Annotated in this window: 21 protein-coding genes and 2 pseudogenes; 10 read left to right on the top strand and 13 right to left on the bottom strand. The window is 39.0% G+C overall.

Annotated features, from left to right (window positions below):
• Positions 1-183: 183 nt before the first annotated feature.
• From ACLKL2_RS06220 to aspS, 6 genes and pseudogenes are all read right to left on the bottom strand, one after another.
• Positions 184-597 carry a VOC family protein gene (locus ACLKL2_RS06220; protein WP_413693755.1) on the bottom strand — a complete coding sequence of 138 codons (414 nt, stop codon included), beginning with the start codon at positions 595-597 and terminating at the stop codon, positions 184-186.
• A 321-nt stretch (positions 598-918) separates the two neighbouring features.
• A complete protein-coding gene (locus ACLKL2_RS06225; protein ID WP_413693756.1) occupies positions 919-1,329 on the bottom strand; it encodes a hypothetical protein in 411 nt (136 codons plus the stop codon).
• A gap of 501 nt (positions 1,330-1,830) precedes the next feature.
• Positions 1,831-2,571, bottom strand: a complete 741-nt coding sequence (locus ACLKL2_RS06230) for a hypothetical protein (RefSeq protein WP_413693757.1) — start codon at positions 2,569-2,571, stop codon at positions 1,831-1,833.
• 315 nt (positions 2,572-2,886) lie between these two features.
• Positions 2,887-3,168 carry a putative quinol monooxygenase gene (locus ACLKL2_RS06235; protein WP_413693758.1) on the bottom strand — a complete coding sequence of 94 codons (282 nt, stop codon included), beginning with the start codon at positions 3,166-3,168 and terminating at the stop codon, positions 2,887-2,889.
• Positions 3,169-3,270: 102 nt separating this feature from the next.
• On the bottom strand, positions 3,271-3,765 hold the full coding sequence (locus ACLKL2_RS06240) for a hypothetical protein (RefSeq protein WP_413693759.1): 495 nt from the start codon (positions 3,763-3,765) through the stop codon (positions 3,271-3,273).
• Positions 3,766-4,066: 301 nt separating this feature from the next.
• Positions 4,067-5,871 (bottom strand): annotated as a pseudogene (gene aspS, locus ACLKL2_RS06245) (aspartate--tRNA ligase).
• A gap of 171 nt (positions 5,872-6,042) precedes the next feature.
• Between aspS and cmoA the strand changes: the two are divergent.
• From cmoA to ACLKL2_RS06265, 4 genes and pseudogenes are all read left to right on the top strand, one after another.
• On the top strand, positions 6,043-6,780 hold the full coding sequence (gene cmoA, locus ACLKL2_RS06250) for a carboxy-S-adenosyl-L-methionine synthase CmoA (RefSeq protein WP_413693760.1): 738 nt from the start codon (positions 6,043-6,045) through the stop codon (positions 6,778-6,780).
• A gap of 28 nt (positions 6,781-6,808) precedes the next feature.
• The gene (cmoB, locus tag ACLKL2_RS06255; RefSeq protein WP_413693761.1) at positions 6,809-7,795 is read left to right on the top strand and encodes a tRNA 5-methoxyuridine(34)/uridine 5-oxyacetic acid(34) synthase CmoB; all 987 of its coding nucleotides are present in this window, start codon (positions 6,809-6,811) and stop codon (positions 7,793-7,795) included.
• Between the two features lie 489 nt (positions 7,796-8,284).
• Complete coding sequence (locus ACLKL2_RS06260; RefSeq protein WP_413694266.1) at positions 8,285-8,689, top strand: NUDIX hydrolase; 405 nt, start codon at positions 8,285-8,287, stop codon at positions 8,687-8,689.
• A 241-nt stretch (positions 8,690-8,930) separates the two neighbouring features.
• Positions 8,931-11,019, top strand: a pseudogene (locus ACLKL2_RS06265) (cation:proton antiporter).
• Between the two features lie 141 nt (positions 11,020-11,160).
• Here the strand turns inward: ACLKL2_RS06265 and ACLKL2_RS06270 are convergent.
• The gene (locus ACLKL2_RS06270) at positions 11,161-12,201 is read right to left on the bottom strand and encodes an acyltransferase (protein ID WP_413693762.1); all 1,041 of its coding nucleotides are present in this window, start codon (positions 12,199-12,201) and stop codon (positions 11,161-11,163) included.
• A gap of 274 nt (positions 12,202-12,475) precedes the next feature.
• Here ACLKL2_RS06270 and ACLKL2_RS06275 point away from each other — a divergent pair, with 274 nt between their 5' ends.
• Both ACLKL2_RS06275 and ACLKL2_RS06280 read left to right on the top strand, forming a co-directional pair.
• Positions 12,476-13,561 (top strand): DUF3943 domain-containing protein, encoded by a 1,086-nt coding sequence (locus ACLKL2_RS06275; protein WP_413693763.1) that lies wholly within the window; start codon positions 12,476-12,478, stop codon positions 13,559-13,561.
• A gap of 35 nt (positions 13,562-13,596) precedes the next feature.
• A complete protein-coding gene (locus ACLKL2_RS06280; RefSeq protein ID WP_413693764.1) occupies positions 13,597-13,989 on the top strand; it encodes an outer membrane beta-barrel protein in 393 nt (130 codons plus the stop codon).
• 122 nt (positions 13,990-14,111) lie between these two features.
• Here the strand turns inward: ACLKL2_RS06280 and ACLKL2_RS06285 are convergent, their stop codons facing one another.
• From ACLKL2_RS06285 to ACLKL2_RS06295, 3 genes are read right to left on the bottom strand one after another with little or no spacing between them, the layout of a single operon-like run.
• Positions 14,112-15,284 carry an aromatic amino acid transaminase gene (locus tag ACLKL2_RS06285; protein ID WP_413693765.1) on the bottom strand — a complete coding sequence of 391 codons (1,173 nt, stop codon included), beginning with the start codon at positions 15,282-15,284 and terminating at the stop codon, positions 14,112-14,114.
• Positions 15,285-15,312: 28 nt separating this feature from the next.
• Entirely contained in the window at positions 15,313-15,504 is a 192-nt protein-coding gene (locus tag ACLKL2_RS06290) for an EamA family transporter (protein ID WP_413693766.1), read from the bottom strand.
• A complete protein-coding gene (locus tag ACLKL2_RS06295; protein WP_413693767.1) occupies positions 15,438-16,226 on the bottom strand; it encodes a hypothetical protein in 789 nt (262 codons plus the stop codon). The genes ACLKL2_RS06290 and ACLKL2_RS06295 overlap by 67 nt, the downstream gene beginning before the upstream one ends.
• A 149-nt stretch (positions 16,227-16,375) precedes the next feature.
• Here ACLKL2_RS06295 and ACLKL2_RS06300 point away from each other — a divergent pair, with 149 nt between their 5' ends.
• Positions 16,376-16,588 carry an Lrp/AsnC family transcriptional regulator gene (locus ACLKL2_RS06300; protein WP_413693768.1) on the top strand — a complete coding sequence of 71 codons (213 nt, stop codon included), beginning with the start codon at positions 16,376-16,378 and terminating at the stop codon, positions 16,586-16,588.
• Between the two features lie 41 nt (positions 16,589-16,629).
• Complete coding sequence (locus ACLKL2_RS06305; RefSeq protein WP_413693769.1) at positions 16,630-16,830, top strand: Lrp/AsnC ligand binding domain-containing protein; 201 nt, start codon at positions 16,630-16,632, stop codon at positions 16,828-16,830.
• A gap of 266 nt (positions 16,831-17,096) precedes the next feature.
• On the opposite strand, the gene ACLKL2_RS06310 is transcribed toward ACLKL2_RS06305, so the two are convergent.
• Positions 17,097-17,630, bottom strand: coding sequence for a GNAT family N-acetyltransferase (locus tag ACLKL2_RS06310; protein ID WP_413693770.1), 534 nt, complete (start codon positions 17,628-17,630; stop codon positions 17,097-17,099).
• Positions 17,627-17,896: a DUF1778 domain-containing protein gene (locus ACLKL2_RS06315; protein ID WP_113819985.1), complete on the bottom strand. Its 270-nt coding sequence runs from the start codon at positions 17,894-17,896 to the stop codon at positions 17,627-17,629. Before ACLKL2_RS06315 ends, ACLKL2_RS06310 begins: the two co-directional genes overlap by 4 nt.
• A gap of 317 nt (positions 17,897-18,213) precedes the next feature.
• Here ACLKL2_RS06315 and ACLKL2_RS06320 point away from each other — a divergent pair, with 317 nt between their 5' ends.
• A complete protein-coding gene (locus ACLKL2_RS06320) occupies positions 18,214-18,480 on the top strand; it encodes a hypothetical protein (RefSeq protein WP_413693771.1) in 267 nt (88 codons plus the stop codon).
• Between the two features lie 183 nt (positions 18,481-18,663).
• Here ACLKL2_RS06320 and ACLKL2_RS06325 read toward each other — a convergent pair whose 3' ends face one another.
• Positions 18,664-18,963, bottom strand: coding sequence for a winged helix-turn-helix transcriptional regulator (locus ACLKL2_RS06325; RefSeq protein ID WP_413694267.1), 300 nt, complete (start codon positions 18,961-18,963; stop codon positions 18,664-18,666).
• A 160-nt stretch (positions 18,964-19,123) separates the two neighbouring features.
• On the opposite strand from ACLKL2_RS06325, the gene ACLKL2_RS06330 reads away from it, so the two are divergent.
• Positions 19,124-19,897, top strand: coding sequence for an SDR family NAD(P)-dependent oxidoreductase (locus tag ACLKL2_RS06330; protein ID WP_413693772.1), 774 nt, complete (start codon positions 19,124-19,126; stop codon positions 19,895-19,897).
• The last annotated feature ends 14 nt before the right edge of the window (positions 19,898-19,911 follow it).

Genomic DNA, 19,911 nt, shown 5'->3' on the forward strand with positions numbered 1-19,911 from the left:
CTCCTAAATGCAACAATAAGCACATCTAAAAAATAGTTTACGTTTTAAATTAATTCAAAATAGATGGGTGTACACAAATAATTGTTTATCAAAACAAACGTCAAAATATTGTTGGTTACTTTCTATTTTCAAGTTGAGTCCTTTATTACTCGATTAACTGACAAGGCATGCACCTAACCCCACTTAGTTCAACAAATTGCGACACCTTAACTCTACCGTGTTACTTTCAGGGTCTTCGATATAAATAGAGCGCCCTTGCCCTTGAGCACCGTAACGACTGGCAAACTCGCCTGCTTCTATCCCATGTTCTTTAAGATGGTTAATGATAACTTGCTCTGAGATAGGTTTTATTTGTAAACAAAAATGGTCAACATTCCGCTCTGTTTTAGTCGGTGCACCACCGCCAACGGCGCCTAATTCACTATCAACCGTAACAATATCAATTAAGGCATTACCCGCTCTCAATTGAGTCAGTCCAACGCCTGCATCCGTTTCGCGTTCAACATGACAGCCTAATATTTGAGTATAAAAGTGCAGCATTTTATCTAACTTTGTGGTTCTTAATACAATGTGGTCGATAGCTAAAATGTCTAACATATCCAATGCCTTTTTACATACTTATTAGGGGTAGCGTTGATAAAATGTTATTTATTTAAGTAACAATCACAGTAACTTAACAATAAATTAAATACCAATGACAGGCAAACACAACGGGAGATGATACCATTAAGGCTAGCTCCCTCATCTCCCCTTTTATTAAAGCAATATTATTTTATACTGACTATAGTTGCTAATAAGGGTGACATGAACATGGTAGTGTCACAACCCCTGCTTCATAACATGAGAACCAACAAGGTGAAGGGTAAAATTAAGTAAATTGGCATTAAGTGAGCTATAAGCAAGGTTTGTGCATCCACACTACTCTATGATTTTTTCTGCATACACATACACCCCGTCTAAATAGAGATCAAACTGATTATCTCCTTTATTGACTATCTGGTAACAGGTGGTTTTACCTACATTATAATCAATCCATGTTCGACAAGATTTATCATTGTCGACCCACCATTTGCCCGTTTTTGTTCTATTTTTACTACGAGTTGCTTTAGCAGAGCCATCAGCATTATAAGTTTGGGTCCCCGTTTCATTCTCCCAATACCACTGCACCGTTTTACCAGAAAATGTTGCTGATATTTCCTGACCTGACATTGCATTAATATCCTGATTTATAACTTCTGACTCTTGAGTGGTATTACAACCAATTAGCATGGTAACGATTGCAATGGGTAATAACGTCGAAGTAGCCATTTTATATTTTTTAATCGCCATCTTATTGCTCCCTATTAGATGTTAGTTATTCAATATTCTCTCATTAGAGTGACGCTAATAAACCTAATGAAAGAGTAAGGTAAATCCATCTTAAATCCGTAATCCCCCCATTTAATTATTGTTACAGGCCATTAAAAATGATGAACAGCCCAACATTTATTAATATGGATAGCTTTATAACTAAAAGGTAGTCCTTAAAATAGCAATGATCAAAGTTTCTGGACGCCTCACACTTTCTATTTTGATCACCTTCCTCAAATAAGCGCGGCGAACACAGCGTGAAATACAATGGTAATAAGGCGTATCAGATAACGATACTTGTGATTGGCGGGACTGCGTCATAACAACGACCTCTTAGCGCGTGAAAACTACATTACTAAAAGGTAAAAGAGTATTCATAACTCGTCAAAGTTTATGGGTGTCCAGTTATTTCCATTTGCAAAAACGATGACAACCGTAATACGTCCAGTTGATTAACTTGTTAGGCATGTTTCACATGAACTAAACAGTGTTCGATAGCCTTCTAGCCGCTGCAGTTTCACTATAAGTATTAAGACTAGTTATTGAAACAGCAGTTAAACAACAAAACAAAACGGAAAAGGTAAGTATGCCAGAACTATTATTTGTTTTGATGGACCAAATTATGAGTTGTAATGAAGCCATTGCTAAAAAAGCAAATATAAAATAGAAAAACGTTGAAATAACACTAATCAAATTTAGTTTTTTAGGTTTCTTAATTGAAAAAATATCATTAGAAATATCAATGTGACTTCTAGCTTTTTTGTAATCAAAGAATTTAGAGAGGGAATCTTCCAACTTTAATATTAACTTAATAGCTGTAACCGGAGCTAAATAATTGAATTCGGCTTTAAATGACTTTTGAATTTCATAGTCGGAAAATGAATCAATTCCTTTCTCTACTAACTTGTGAAAGTCTGATCTTGTATTATTTGTTTTCGGTATTTTTGTTTTCCAGAAAATGGCGATAGAAAAGCCAATTAATAATGAACCGATAATAGTTGGAATAATTTCAGGGCCTGATGCAAAATTGAATATAAAACTAATGCCATTATTTTTTAACTCCGCCTTAACGTCAGCTGTATAACTGTAAACCATAGAACTTGTAATTAATAAACTTCCAAGAGTAAATAATGACCAAGTAAATTTATTCTCAAAAGGACGATTTAATACTGAATCAAATTTTTTAGCTAAACTATCTAGAATTTGGTTCCAAAAACCCATGCTATTTCCTTATAATATTTAAAAAGACAATACGAATTATATTCTGTTGACCAATAATAATCATAAAATAATTACAACTAATTGATTATCTTCAACATATATTAACTACAAACTAGTAACTATGCAGACTCATCAAAATGCCTAACGCCCCATTAACGGGCTAAAAATTGTTGGTTAAAATGTTGAGGAACGAAAACAACCAACTGTTTTTTGTGATCTTCACCCACTTTAGTAGACACCTCCTCAGTGTATAGAGGAGGTGTCTACTAAAGTGGGTGAGCATCAAAGTTCCGTTTTAATTGCTTTGTTATACGTTTAGTCAACACTGCTGATTTGGTAATGTCTTTCTACATTGTGAGTTACTTGACCCCATTTAGATGATTTAACTCTAGCTTGATGATTATCAAAGGCAGTTTGACTAATGAACTCTTCGTAAACACAAAACTTGTTACGGTTTAGTTCATCAGGTGTGACAGTGAAGGTAAGACAACCTGCCTCTTTTAACGTGAGACTTTTATGGATAACCAACTCACGTTTTACTACCTCAAGATCTGAGTCGGGTACGACTATAAATCCTTTTAATATAACCTTTGCCAACACTGAACTCCTGAAACGTATAACGCCCATATTAAGCGGACTAAAATTGTTAGCTATAATTTTGTGAGGAACGAACAATAGCCAACTGTTTTAGACGCCTTGTTATATGTTCGATGCTTTCAACAGCATCATTACTACTGCATATAAACCAACAATGATCGGAAGTAAAAATTCAAAGAATGCTCTAGCTTTTGAAACCGGTTTGGTCAAAGTAGCCCAGATTTTATTTTTTTTATATAACCTAGCTTCTTCACTTTCAACATCGCAATCAATAGGATTATCTGGACCTTGAGAATAATCATTAATGACCATTTTTCGAAATTGAGACAAATAATCTCGATTTATTGCTTTCTTCCAAACCATAAAGTCTGACATAGCATATAGAGAAAAAGCGACAATAAAATAAACTAAACCAGCTGACATTAGATATAGGATAGTGTTTTGATCTGTAGTCTTCAATTCAATGCCTAATGCACTTATTTTAGAAGGAAGAATACCGGCTTGAGAAAAGAATAAACTAACCATACTTAGCCCTAACAAGACTTTACGTTCTTTCCTCGTAACTTCAGAAAGAGGATCATTTAAATTAGTATCCACGAGACTTGATTTCCTTAGAACATATAACAGCATATTAAATAACAAAATATCACCTTTCCAACGGAAAGATGCCAAGCATCTAATGATTAATAATAGACTTAGACTAATACAATTATCATTTTAATCAACAATTTAAAATAAAAAATGAAATATAAGTCATGAAGAAGAAAGGAACAAGGGAAAGGAATAAGGAGCAAGGAAAATATATAAACGCAGACGCCCTCTGCCCTCAAAAAGCATAAAAAAGGGAGACAACATCACTATCACTAGCAACATCATCTCCCTTTCTATCAAGAGAAAACTAAATCAAAAAAGGATTAACCCTTTTAGACTCTTCTTTCTCAGCTTTAGTTTCTTTCACAACCGCAATATTCAACTCAGCCAATGCAGCTGGGTTAGCAAAACCCGGTGCATTAGTTAACGGACATGCCGCTGATGCTGTTTTCGGGAAGGCAATCACTTCACGAATAGAGGTTGTTTTGGTCATTAACATCACTAGACGGTCTAAACCAAATGCTAAACCTGCATGTGGTGGTGTCCCGTATTGTAGTGCTTCTAATAGGAAACCGAACTTGTCTTGTGCTTCTTCATCAGAGATGTTTAAGATGCGGAAAATCGCTGCTTGCATATCTTGTTTGTGAATACGTACAGAACCACCGCCTAACTCACAACCGTTTAATACCATGTCGTAAGCGTTAGAGATAGCACCGACTGGGTTTGCTTCTAACTCTTCAGCCGTTAAGTTGATTGGTGCTGTGAATGGGTGATGTAATGGTGTTAATGAACCATCTTCAAGTGGTTCGAACATTGGGAAGTCGATTACCCAAAGTGGTTTCCACTCATCTTTAATTAAGCCTAGGTCTTCTGCTACTTTCAGACGTAATGCGCCAATAGCTTCAGCAACTACGTTGGCTTTGTCAGCACCGAACAGGATGATGTCGCCATCTTTCGCTTCTGTGCGTTTTAGAATTTCAGCAACGATCTCTTCGTTTAAGAATTTAGCGATTGGCGATTGAACACCTTCAAGGCCTTTAGCCACTTCGTTCACTTTCATCCATGCTAAGCCTTTAGCACCGTAGATGTTAACGAACTTACCGTATTCATCGATGTTTTTACGAGAAAGTGACGCACCGCCTGGTACACAGATAACCGCAACACGGCTGTCTGCATCATTGGCAGGACCAGAGAATACGTTGAATTCTACTTCTTTTAATAGGTCAGCTACATCAACTAATTCAAAGTCGATACGTAAGTCTGGCTTATCACTACCAAAACGACGCATTGCTTCTGCGTAAGTCATTTTAGGGAATAAACCTAAATCAACATCTAGCATCTCTTGGAAAAGCTTAACCACCATCTCTTCGGTTTTATCCATCACTTGATCAGCGGTCATGAATGACGTTTCGATATCTATTTGTGTGAATTCTGGTTGACGATCGGCACGTAAATCTTCATCACGGAAACATTTAACGATTTGGTAGTATTTATCTAACCCGACATCATTAACAGTTGTTTAAATAACTGTGGAGATTGTGGCAATGCAAAGAATTGACCTTTGTTAGTACGGCTTGGTACTAAGTAGTCACGCGCACCTTCTGGTGTTGCTTTGGTTAAGATAGGTGTTTCAACATCTAGGAAGCCGTTGTCGTCTAAGAAACGACGTACAAAGCTACTTACTTTTGAACGGAATACCATACGCTCAGCCATTTCTGGACGACGTAGGTCTAGGTAACGGTAGCGTAAACGTTGCTCTTCAGAGTTGGTTTGGTTGCTATCTAATGGAGACGGTTTAGCACGGTTTAATATTTCCAGCTCAAGACCACGAATTTCAATACCACCCGTAGTCATGTTTTTGTTCACTTGACCTTCAGGACGTGCACGTACTTCACCTTTCATTTTAATACAAAATTCATTACGCACAGTGGCTGCAATCGCTGTCGCTTCTGGGGTATCGTTATCGAAGAAAACTTGCACAATGCCTTCACGATCACGTACATCTAAAAAGGTTACACCACCTAGATCGCGTTGTTTGTTTATCCAACCTACTAATTCAACTTCTTGACCAATGTTAGCCTCGGTCACTTCACCACAATACATAGTGCGCATTATCGATTCCTGTTTTTAAATACATTACAAAATAATTCAACACATTATAAAAGAAAATGCCCTTGAGGCATATGGCTAAATAAAAAATGACCCTGCCACACAATTTAAGTAAAATGCGCGGCAATACAAATTCAACAACCCAGTTTAAACTTTAATTAATTAGGCAGCCCTATGAGCCAAACCGATAATATTTTTAGTCAACCTTTACAAAAAGTGGATAGCTTTTTTAGCTTTGATCAGCAGGTCGTGCAAGTCTTCCCTGATATGATCAAACGCTCGGTACCGAGTTATGAAAAGATTATTAATAGTATTGCGATGATCACGCGCCGTTGTGCTCAAGATAACTCTAACTTGTACGATCTTGGCTGTTCATTAGGTGCGGCGACATTATCTATGCGTCGTGGGCTAGATGAACAACAAGGTTGCCAGATAATTTCCGTGGATAATTCATCGGCCATGGTAGAAAGCTGCCAACAATATATCCAAGCTTATAAATCAGAGGTACCGGTGACGGTATTGCAAGATGATATCTGTAATATTCAGATTGAAAATGCCTCGGTGGTTGTTTTAAATTTTACTCTGCAATTTTTAACACCAGAGAAGCGTTTATCGATACTAACCAATATTTATAACGGTTTATTACCAGGTGGCGTTTTAATTTTATCTGAAAAATTTATTTTTGAAGATCCAACAATCCACCAGCTATTAATTGATTTGCACTTAGACTTTAAACGCAGTCAAGGTTACAGCGAATTAGAAATCAGTCAAAAGCGTTCTTCATTAGATAATGTGCTGATTTCAGATACCGTTGAACAACATTATCAACGTCTCCAAGAAGCTGGGTTTAAGCACAATGAACTTTGGTATCAGTGCTTTAACTTTGGTTCAATCCTCAGTATTAAAGATTAATCATCATTATATTACAGCAAGGCAACACATGATCGACTTCAATAACTTCTATAGTATTATTGCTAAAAACCGTTTGAGCCATTGGTTACGCGACTTACCCGCACAATTACATGACTGGGAAAACACCCATGTGCACGGCACATTAGCCAGCTGGATTCGTGTATTAAACAAGTTCCCGACTATCCATAGTGAGCACATTGAGTTGAAAGACGAAGTGCGTATCGGTAACGGCAGTGAATTATCAACAGGTGAGACCAAGAAGTTAGAAAACCTATTACAAAAGTTCCACCCGTGGCGCAAAGGCCCTTTTCATATTCACGGGGTGCATATTGATACTGAATGGCGCAGTGACTGGAAATGGGATCGTGTTTTACCGCATATCAGCCCGCTTAAATACCGCTATGTGTTAGATGTTGGCTGCGGCAGTGGTTATCATATGTGGCGCATGCGTGGAGAAGGTGCCGAATTTGTGGTGGGCATTGACCCAAGCGAACTGTTTTTATGCCAATTCGAAGCAGTACGCCACTTTGCTAATAAAGACCAAAACGTGCACTTATTGCCTTTAGGGATTCAAGAGTTACCTAAATTGGAAGCCTTTGATACGGTCTTTTCAATGGGTGTGTTATACCACCGTAAATCGCCTATGGACCATATTACGCAACTGCAAGATCAACTAGTAGAAGGCGGTGAACTAGTATTAGAAACCTTAGTGATTGCCGGTGATAAAGATGACGTATTAGTGCCTGCTGACCGTTATGCCAAAATGCGTAACATTTGGTTCTTGCCAAGTGCTGAAGCGCTTAAATTATGGGTTGAAAAGTGTGGCTTTGAAGACGTTCGCATTGTTGATATTAATGACACGTTAACCGGCGAACAACGCAGCACCGCTTGGATGAAAAATGAATCCCTTGAGGATTATCTAGATCCCAATGACCCGACTAAAACCATCGAAGGTCACCCAGCGCCTAAACGTGCGCTATTAATTGCTAAAAAAGCGGTTAAACCACTTAATTAAAAAGTAACTTAAAGGTGTTTAATACTAGCTTTATAAAAGTAATAAACACCTTTTGATATTTAATCTGTTCACCAGTTATTGTATTAATCAATGATATAGCCTATTTTAATACTTTGTTTTAAGGTGGGAAAAGCTAATACCAATCACACTAAGTAATTGATCTATTTTACTTGTTAAAATAACTTATTACTTCGTTGTAATTTTCGCAAATAGAGCAGCTATTAAACTTAAATTACGCCTTGAACTAAGCCATTTTTCCTGCGCAAAATTTAGATCACTTATTTAAAGCAATTGGTATACCAAATGAACAGACAGCAGTTCCTGAACCGTTTTATGTTGCAGCAAGCGACGCTTACCTCTCCTCCTCTCATCTTGCACAACTTCAACATCATCCTCGACCACTTAAAAAAGCGGCAGTGTTAATGCCTTTAATACAAAGAAGTAATGGCTTACATATGATACTAACCCAACGTGCTTTGCACTTAAGGCATCACCCAGTGGCAGGTTAGCTTTCCCGGAGGCCGTTTTGAGTTATCCGATTTGTCATTAGCGCAAACGGCGCTACGCGAAACCGAAGAAGAGATTGGTATTGAGGAAAAACATATTCAATTAGTGGGGCAATTACCGGATATCACGACCACTAGCGGATACCATGTCACTCCTTTTATTGGCTTTGTCGCCAAACATCAACAAGTCATTATTGACCAAAGTGAAGTAAAAAGTTGCTTTGAAGTGCCCTTCAATTACCTATTAAACAATGATAATTTTGTTAAACAACATTTAGTGGCTAACCATAAACGCCACTTTACCTATTGTTGCGCTTATCAAAACCATTTAATTTGGGGTGCAACGGCGCAGATGATTATCAATTTACAACAACATTTACAGGGTTGAAGTAGCGACAAATAGCCCTATATCTAATCCGTAACATAAAACGCTAACTTAAGTGGTACTATAAGCGGATAAAATTAAACTAGGTTGTCATGTTTAGCTGATCTCAGCGTGCTTTCAAGCAGTATAACCAACAGATAAACGATAAAGGAATCATAAATAGCAGTACTGTTAGCGTCTCATCTAGATAACAACAAGATATTCTATCTTGGTATAGCAACATAATTTGTAAAAGGAAATATATATGGTTGAACACATCACCGGCATGCTGGCATTAATTGGTGTGCTATCGCTTTTGTGTCAATGGATAGGCTGGAAGCTTCATCTACCTGCGATTTTACCACTGTTATTATGTGGGCTTTTAATGGGTCCAGTGATGGGTGTATTAAACCCAGATGAATTATTCGGCGATCTATTATTCCCCATTATCTCGCTCGGGGTAGCGGTCATTCTATTTGAAGGTGCATTAACGCTTAATTTCAAAGAGATTAAAGAGCATGGGCGAATGGTCAGCCACTTAGTGTTGATTGGAGCTTTCATTACTTGGGCTTGTATCGCCCCTGCCGCACATTACTTATTAGGTTTTGACTGGTCGATTGCCATGTTATTTGGTGCGCTGGTTGTGGTGACAGGCCCTACGGTTATTGTACCTATGCTGCGTACTGTTCAACCTAAATCTAGCCTAGCAAGAATCCTGCGCTGGGAAGGGATTGTCATTGACCCAATCGGAGCCTTACTAGCCGTCTTAGTCTTTGAATATATCGCGGTTAATGCAGACCCCACATCACACATTCTACAATCTTTAGGGATCACTTTATCACTTGGCTTTGGTATAGGCGCGATGACTGGTTATTTAACAGGTATTGCCATTCGAAAGAACTTATTTCCACTATTACTTACGTAACACTGCCGTGTTAACGATTATGTTGGGTATTTTTGTTGCTTCAAATATTATCCAAGAAGAATCAGGCTTACTAACAGTCACCGTGATGGGTATTTGGTTAGCCAATATGCGTGGTGTTGATATTGCAGATATCTTAGAATTTAAAGAAACCTTAACCGTATTATTGATCTCTGCCCTGTTTATTCTATTAGCTGCGAGGCTTGACTCTAGCGCTATGCTCGACCTAGGGTTCGGAGGTCTAGGCGTGTTATTAGTCACGATGTTTATTGCTCGCCCATTGAGTGTATGGATTTCAGGTCTAGGTACCAACCTTTCTAGCAAGGATAAATGGTTCTTAAGTTGGGTTGCACCACGCGGTATTGTTGCTGCGGCGATCTCTTCGTTATTTGCTATAAAATTAGAAACCGTTGGGTTAGACGGCGCTGAAGCGATTGTGCCTCTAGTGTTCTTGATCATTATCGGTACAGTCGTTATCCAAAGCTTAACCGCCGGCCCTTGGGCGAAGTTTTTAGGCGTAAAAGAAGGCTCAAACGAAGGCTTATTGATGTTTGGTGCGTCCACCTTCTCACGTGAATTAGCTAAGCTATTAATCTCTAAACATATCAAAGTGATTTTAACTGATAATAACTGGGACAGTATTCGTAAAGCGCGTATGCAGAATATCCCTGTTTATTTTGGTAATCCAGCCTCAGAACACGCCAGTAACTTTATGGACTTGGGAGGTATTGGTCGTGTGTTAGTCATGTCACCTTACCGTCAACTAAATCCATTAGTGACTTTCCATTTCCAAGACTTGCTTGGTACAGAAAAAGTATTTGGGTTAAATAACCCTGATATAAGCAGTGCACGTCACCAGTTATCAGAAAGTTATTTAAAGCGTTTAAGCTTATTTGGTGAAGGGGTTTCTTACGCGAAACTAGCAAGCTTAATGGCTAAAGGGGCAATCATAAAAGTGACTAATATTACTGAAAACTTTTCCTTTGAGCGTTTTAAAAAACGTTATGGTGAAACGGCAATGCCATTATTGTACATCACCAAAGAAGGCGAGCTGAATATCATTTCCGGTGAAAGCAACCTTAACTTCCCAGTCGGTATTGAGCTGATCAGCTTACTACCAAAAGAAGCGCAAGAGCGTGCGGTTGAACAAAGAGCATTAGATGAAGAAGCAGAACGCCAAGCAAAAGCCTTAGCCAAAGCAGAGGCAAAAGCAGCGGCGATTATTGCAGCTGAAGCCAGAGCGGAACGTGAAGCTGAAGAAGCAAAGCAACGAGCGGCCGAAAAGGCGCGTCGTAAAGCATTAGAAGAAGAGGAACAAGCGCGTTTATTAGCTGTAGAAGAAGCAGCTAAATTAGATGATGAGACCACAGAAATAGTGGAAGAAAGCCTCAAAGATGAAACGCTTGCTGATAAAAAAGTTAAGGCTAAATAGCAAACCTTTAAACAAGGATTAATCGTCTATTAAGCGATGCCAGTAATCAGACTTATTCAGGTCACTGGCATCGTTTTTTCTAGTTTCAGTGCTTTTAAGAAACTATTTTTTAAGAGGCTATTATTTTAAGAGGGTATGTTTTTAAGGAACTAACCGTTTCAATAAAGGTATTTTCACCAGCAACATAGTGGTAAACAAGGACAAAACCAACGCGATAATCGTTAACATTGGGATAGCAATCCAATTAGTCATAAAGGCATCATAATAACCATTACTTAGATTCCTAACGGGAATTAACCACAATGGATGGATAAGATAAATCCCTAAGCTGTAAGTAGAAATCAATGTAACGAGTGCTCGACATTTACCTTGAATTCGTTCTGCATAGGTTTGTGCAAGTACAAATAACATCCCTGCAATAACCGCCGTATTCAGCGTTTTATAGCCCATAAATAACGAGCGATATCTGCCCTCATCCAAAGCTAAATACCAAGTACCGATAACGTTTAATAACAGCATCGCAACACCTGCCATTATCCATAACGTTAACTGTGGACGGTTATCTCGATTAAATAAATACCAACCGGAGACTAAATATCCCGAATACAAAACAAGGTTTTGTTGCAACACATCCCCTACTTTAAACCAATGCATCGTCAATAAGACTAACCAACAGGCAAGCGCTAATTTAATATGATCGGGTTTAGCTTGTTTTAATAAAGGCAGTAAAAAAGGGATCACAAAATACAAAGGAATAAAGTCATAAAAAAACCACAAATGATACCAAACGGGCTCAGTGGGTGAGCTTGTTAATATAGCCAGTGCTTTATCACTTTGCCAATCGCCAGAATAAATGCCATCAAGCATAAAGCCGCCCACCAGCGCATAGATAATAGTCCAAGCAATAAAGGGAATAACCACTTTGTTTACACGCTTAGTGAGATAATAACGCCATTCAAACACCTTATTACTAGAAAGCAGTAACGCGCCACTGATCATCATAAATACCGGCACAGCCCATCTCGTGACACTGTTTGTACCAGCGGCAGCTAACCACTCAATATCAGGAATATCACCATATAAATAACGAAAAGGCCCTAATACATGAATACTCACTACGGCAATAGCCGCAATAAAACGCAAAAAGTCGATATAAAAAATGGATGGGCGTGATGCCTGCATAGTTTTACCTAATTAAATAAAGATAAAAAATAGAGTTTACAATCGTTATTAAGTTCATAACAAATCTGATAAAAGTATCCTTGGCTGAATGCTAATAAATCTACAGCTTGAAACTATTTAAAAAATGAAACATTGCAGAAAGATGAAAAAACGTGATAATAAGCGCACTTTTTCTCCATGCCACTCAGTCGCTGCTATTACATTTATGTTTGTTAAATAAAGTAAATATCTCAGACTCATTACTAGACGTTTACTAGTCTAAAAGGATTTACTTTTGATCATCCAACATTGTCGCCTTTATCTATTTTGTAGCTTATTCGCATTAGCTACACCCAGTTTATTCGCTGCAGAAAATGATAAAAAAAGTGATGATATTTATACCGCTAGTCAAGTGCCACTAGCAGAGCAAAATCAATTACAAGAAACACCAGAGTATACAGGCACTGACCAACAAATCATTGCGCCTTTACCAGACCTAACGCCTGTTGAACCTACAAAAGAAGAAACTGCCTACCAAACGTCGTTTACCAACTCATCTTGGGAACAATTTGATGTGCCAGAAAGCTTCTACGATAACCCTTATACTGTATCACTCTTTTCACCAACACACGGTGAAGATAGAGCTCGCTTAGTCTCACAAACTAACTCTATTTTTTACTATGGATTAGGTGTTATTTCCGCATTGGCAGTGATGCCAGAATCTGTGACTAACTGGAATAGCGACGATGATGATAGTTTTGCTCAAAAATGGATAGATAACGTAACTGACGGCCCAGTGTGGGATCGAGATGACGTGATATTAAATTATGTCATGCACCCTTTCTTTGGCGGTGCTTACTATCAAACGGCACGTAAATCTGGCTATCGCCAATGGGATGCTTTTTTATACTCAGCGTTAATGTCTACAGTATTTTGGGAGTATGGCGTGGAAGCCTTTGCTGAAACACCTTCTATGCAAGATATTGTCATTACCCCTGTATTAGGCTGGGTTTATGGTGAATGGGCATTTAATAAAGAGCGTGAAATTTGGGCTGGCGGCGGCACAGTAATGGGTAGCGAATACTTAGGTAATACCGCGTTATTTTTACTTGATCCAATTGATTCCATTGGACGTAATTTTAACCGTTTATTTGGTGCTGATTTAATCAAAGCAGGTACCGGATACATTCGTTTAAACGAGCAAGATTCTTCGGGCAATATCCTGGTGACAAACAGATCATGTTCCAAGTTAACTATGCGTTCGGCAATAACACTAGCCCTGCAGAATCGGGTATCAGTGGCAGACGCCGCATCAATGATGGCTATTCATTTGGTCACTCAAAAGACCCTGTTAATACTGGCATTATCGGATTCAGTTTAGGGTCGGGTTACCTTAATTTTGACAACAAACGCAACTTGATCAACCAACAATATGCGCAGTTCTCCTTGGGTTTATATTTCTCTCGTGCATTTTCAGCTCGCTTGAACTATAACTCCACGCAATTATTCGAAGGTATTGTTGCACCAGATTACACTTACGAGTCATTTAGTGTTGATGGGCAATATTACTTCAATAGCGAAGCTAACCTACGCCCTTACTTAACCGCTGGTATCGGTGAAGAGATTTGGGATAAAGATGATGATCAATACAACTTACAAATCAATGCAGGTGTTGGGTTACATTACCGCTTCAATGCAAAATGGGCACTACAAGCAGACCTTGTTAACTACTTTACCTCTGATGAAGGCAGTCATGATCAACTATTAACGGGTAAAGTAATTTACCGTTTTGGTGAAGGTGAGAAGTAAGGTGAAAGATAAAAGATAAAAGATAAAAGATAAAAGATACAAGGTGAAAGGTACAAGGTAAAAGGTTTACTCGGTGTGAAACACTGAGTAAACAATATCTAATAAGGCCCTTAAAGTGAGCCTTACTTCATTACATCAATTAATGCATTAGCAAGGTAACTCACTTGCTCTTGCTTTAGCCCTGCAATATTAATTCGTCCATTTAACATGCCGTAAATAGCATGCTTTTCACGTAACGCAGTCATCTGCTCAGCAGTGAGTGGCAACATCGAAAACATTCCTTTCTGTCTCGTCACCGCTTGTAATGATTCATCAGCCCTCATCTCAGATAATAACTGCCCTAATGCAACACGCAGATCATTGATACGATTTCTACATACGGCTAACTCATCTAGCCAATCTTCTGGATCGTTAAACAATAATGAAGCTACCGCAGAACCATGGTTCGGAGGCATTGAGTAGTTAGCACGAGTAATACGCTCTAATAAAGTACGTAATGCTTGATGTTGTGCTTTATCACTGGTTAATACCATTGCCGCCCCGGTGCGCTCACAGTATAAACCCATGTTTTTTGAACAGCTTGTTGCCACGAACATAAGGTCAACTTGCTCTGCAAACAAGCGTAAACCCGCCGCATCCTCTTCAGGCCCCACACCAAAACCTTGGTAGGCAATATCAATTAATGGCACTACTTTTTTAGCGATACAAAAATCGATCAACTGCTGCCATTGTTCAATTAAAGGATCCACGCCAGACGGGTTATGACAGCTTCCATGCAATATAATCACATCGCCTTCTTTAGCGGCTGATAAGTCTTCAAAACACTTATCAATATCTAACACACCTGTATTATGCTCCCAACGAAAAGGTGCAACCGTTAAGCCTGCGCCTTCCATAATTGGACGATGATTAAGGTAACCAGGTTCAGTGTTCCATACCACAGCCTGTGGTGACAAAGTTGCAATAAAATCAGCCAGTACTCTTAACGCACCAGATCCACCAACCGTTTGAATAGTGCACTGCTCGTCAAGTCTAGGGCTATTACCTAACACAAATTTAGCGATATGATCGTTAAACTCAAGATTACCCGATAACATTTTATAACTCTTAGAAGCCGCTTCGTTAGCTAACTTTATTTCCGCTTTTTGCACTTGTTGCATAACAGGCGTTTGACCTGTTTCATCGCGGTAAACCCCCACCAACATATCTATTTTATGAGCACGCTGGTCGTCATTAAATTGATGTAATAATGCCCACAGAGGATCACCTTGCACAACAGGTAAATTTTCTAACATATCTTGTATTTCCTTAGATAAATATAACTTAACAACGATTCGATAAAATAACGCCCACGATAGTCATCCCTATTCCACCAATAATAAATAATGATAGAGATTCTCCAAATATTGGTACTGCTAAAAAAGCCGTTATTGCAGGTGAAATTGAACCTAATAATGATGCATTTCTAGCGCCCAGCTTGTTGATCGCATAAGAGAAACAGAAAGTGGCGACCACCCCGATACCAAGGCCTTGAATAACAATAAAGGTAAAGCTTGCTGAAATGAAAAACGGCCAATTTCACTCTCTACCATACCAGAGCTAATCAATATCAGCATAATAAAACCTGATAGATAAGACAAAATAATAACCACGGTGATCGGCTTTAGATTAACTCGCTTTAAAGTGACTGCGAATATAGCCCAGCATGCACTAGCAGCGAACAAAAAGCCGACACCTATTAGTGTTTGTTGAGAAAATGACTGTCTTTCATTCAGTAACATCATCACTACGCCAACCAATATTAATGACAGCGCTAACAAACGCTTTTTAGAAATAATCTCAGCAAAGAAAAGTGCTGTAATGATGGCAACAAAAATGCCCGGTGTACCTGCTAGTATCGTCGCAACATACGCTGTAGGAACTGTTTTAGCCCCCAAAGCAGCAAGATATACAAATGGAATCCCACCTAATAAAATGAACGCAAGATCAATCACTTTAATGCTTTTAATCACCTTGAAATGTGCAATAGCGCAAGGTGCAAATAATATTGCCGGCACGATAAAGCGCAATAATGCAACGTCGGCAATAGTTAAACTTGAACCGTCTATAGTACGAATCGATAGTGCAAAGCTCGACCAGATAAGTAAGACTAAGATCATTGCTGAATAGCCTAAGACCTTAGCTGAAAAGAAAGAGCGATGAACTTTGTTACTATGAACACCTTGCGTATTGAGCATAACGGCCAGATCCTATTAATATTTAATCAGCTTATTATCCATCAAAAACAGCGCCGTTATCATTTAAATAAACTTTAATTGAAAGATTATTTGGTTTAAAAAGTTAATAATATATAGTTACACGCACTAAAACACCAAACGAGATAATCATGGATAAAATAGACCGCAATATCTTGGCCCTATTACAAACAGAAGGCCGTATCTCTATCGCTGATTTAGCTGATAAAGTGAACTTATCGCCCTCGCCCTGTGCAAGACGTTTAAAGCGTTTGGAAGAGGAAGGTTATATAGAAGACTATCAAGCTAATTTGAATAAAACACAGATTGGGATCAACATGACTTTTTTGTTGAAGTCAGTTTAAACCGTCATCAAGAAAAGGCACTAGAAGAGTTTGAAACAACGTTGTTAGCCATGAAAGAAGTAGTCAATGCACATATTGTATCCGGCGCGTTTGATTATCTTATTGAAGTAGTAACACATGATTTACCCGGATATGAAGCCTTCACCACTAAATTACATAAAATAACCAGTGTTAAAGATATCCACACGCATTTATCAGTGAGGCAGTTGAACACTCAACGTGCATTACCTATCTACAAATAACCTGAGAATAATGCTAATTCAGGACTGCTGCTGACAGTTAATTAAGTTTGTGACAAATTCTATTTATAAAAAATGATATTAAAAAAGCGCCTGTTTCTGGCCGATGTTTAGTTTCAAATGACTATCGCCCAAAGGTAGCTAGGAAAGAGAAGTCGCTAAGTGAGCTAGTGGACTACAAACCTTGGCCAATATTGCTCAACCTCAATAGTTAGAAGCAAAAAACAAGACGCGGCCCTATTCATTCAATGCTTTATTATATTCGTAGCCTATTGATTAAAAATCTGTTCTACCGTTTTCATTGGTAAAAACATACGAATACACCCATTATGTTCGCACAATACTTCAAAGCCGAACTTCGTATAGAACGCTTGAGCAGAATCTGTCAGACAATCCACAACAATTGCGTATGCCCTCATGTGATGATTCACTTCCCACAAGTACTTCAACGCACGAATTAGACTAACCTTTCCAAGCCCTGAGCCATGAAACTCCTTGTGCACAGCTAATTGAGCCAAAAGAAAAACAGGGATTGGATACCTAGGAAGTTTCTTTGCTAGCTGTGCCGGTAATGTTCCTCGGCTGATTGAACTCGGTGCAACACTATAAAATGCACAAATAGCGAACTTTTGATTTATCATTGGTTGAGCACTAGGTAAAACCATTGTTCGGCTAATACCTGCTTGCATGTGCTTTGCAGCTTGAGTTTTGATAAATACGTTTAGCTCATGCTCACCACAGTTGAATGAGTTGCGGTCATGCTTTGACTTACTAAGTTCTACGAACTCTTTAGCCCAACTCACTTAATACCACTTTCATCTGTAAATTTGGCAGCGTCAAGCAACGCTTGATTCGGTGCTTTTGCTTTATTACATGCAGCTATAAACTCATCAAAGACACTGTCTTTAACCATAATACTTTCATGCTCTTCAATAACGTGAGTTGCATCTTCGTCCATAAGCCTCACTACATATTCAGTGAGACTTTTTAAACCAAGTAAAGCCGATGCTTTTTCGGCTTTTGCCTTAATCTCTTCATCAAGACGGATATCTAAACGTGCTGTTGCCATAACCCCTCCTATGTACGGATTAATGCCGTAACTTGAATGATTATAGTGCAAACTTAAAGCACATTCAATTTGTACGGATAGTTTAGGGATCGAGAGAGAATATAACGCCGCAAACAGCTGTGGCTTTGTAGTGGATTATTTTGTGGTCGCGTAGCGTAAACCGCAGGACCAGTAACGAAAAAAGCCGTCAGACAGGCTTATCTTGTTAGCTCTCATTTTGGATCAAGTTAGCAATGACCTTTTTTGCTGCAGCGGAAAGCAGAAGCTTTGAATACAGCCGATGAAAACCGCCAAACATGTGAAACACTAGGCCGAACTTGCCATCTGCTCTCGTCGAAATTACTGCAGAGCCAAAATACAGTGTAGTAGACGGTGTTGTGCCATCCTGCGGCTTTACGCAAAGCCAGGACCTTGTTTGCCATGCAGCAAGTAGAATTTCGTTACTTGATCGGCTCTCGACCTGCCATGCTGAGAGCTCGGTTGAATTTGACTGCGCAAGTAGCGACACCTCTTCGTCGGAAGATGGAATACAAAGCGCCTTAGCGAGCAACCAACGCTCAAATTTAAATAGACGTGTTGTGTAGAAGGCCTCAATGAACTGAGACAAGGTCACTGATTTAGAGATCGAAGTACAGTAGCAATCAGTAAACGCCCGCTTATTGTAAGCACTAAGCAATGAGGTATTGGGCACAGGTACTAGTGATGGCATTTGTATCATGTCTCTTTTGAGCTAACGCCTGCGTAATAGGCGCGAGCTTGCGAGCGTCCTAATTGACGCGTTTGTTATATTTATTGTCAATTTCACTTTGTAGTTTCTCAAGCTCATCAAGAACTTCCATAAATTTGGTGCCAAGCTCGGTAACCTTATACTCAACTCTTGGCGGCACCTCATTATAAGAAATACGCTCCAATATCCCGAATTCTACATTCTTGCGTAAGCATTGATTGAGCACTTTAGTCGTTAGACCTTCAACACTTCGCACCATTTCGCCTGGGCGGTTAATTTCGCTCGCAAGAAGTTGGTAAACAGTAAGTGACCATTTGCAACCATAAATGGTCTCAACCATTTGGGCACTTTCACTAGGTGCAATTTTTCTCAAATATTTTTTCTTTGTCTTTCATAAATATGTACCAAAAAGTACCTACCTTACCAATATGTACATACTTTATAACGCTACGGTGAATCGGTAAATTATCTTCGAACCTTAACACATATCGGAGAAATTTATGACAACTTTAAACATGGCTTTCATCATTGGTGGCTCAAGCGGCATGGGCTTGTCAACCGCAAAGCAACTGGTTACACAAGGCATTAGCACCATTATTCTCGGCAACAATTCTACCAAGCTAGAAACCGCTAAAGCTGAATTAGCCGAAATCGCTGCCAGTAATGTGGCTGTAGAAACATTACAGGCTAATCTTTATGATCAAGAAGATGTCGACAGGGTGATTCAAGCACTTAACACAGAAGAAAGGCACATCAAATACCTTGTCAATGCAGCGGGTTATTTTAACCCTAAGCCATATTTAGAACACGGGTTAGAGGATTATGATGCTTATGCAATACTCAATCGAGCTACCTTTTTTATAAGCCAAGCAGTGTCTCAAAACATGAGTAATAACGGTGGTGGAGCCATTGTGCATATTGGTTCTATGTGGGCTAAGCAAGCGATCAAAGCGACTCCGTCTTCCGCATATTCCATGGCCAAAGCAGGGATACATGCATTAACACAGCACATGGCGATGGAATTAGCTGATCAAAATATTAGGGTTAATGCGGTGTCACCTGCGGTAGTAAAAACCTCAATTTATGAAACTTTTATCGATCCGGCTGAGATGGACGATGCCCTCGCCGGTTTTAATAGTTTCCATCCGATTGGCCGTATTGGTACACCGGATGATATCGCCAATACCATCGTCTTTCTTCTTCAAGATGATTCAAGTTGGGTAACAGGTGCGATTTGGGACGTTGACGGCGGCGTTATTGCAGGTAGAAACTAAAGGAATACTATTTA

Origin of the sequence: Psychromonas sp. KJ10-2 (assembly GCF_047323255.1) — a bacterium.
In the GTDB taxonomy this organism is placed as follows: domain Bacteria; phylum Pseudomonadota; class Gammaproteobacteria; order Enterobacterales; family Psychromonadaceae; genus Psychromonas.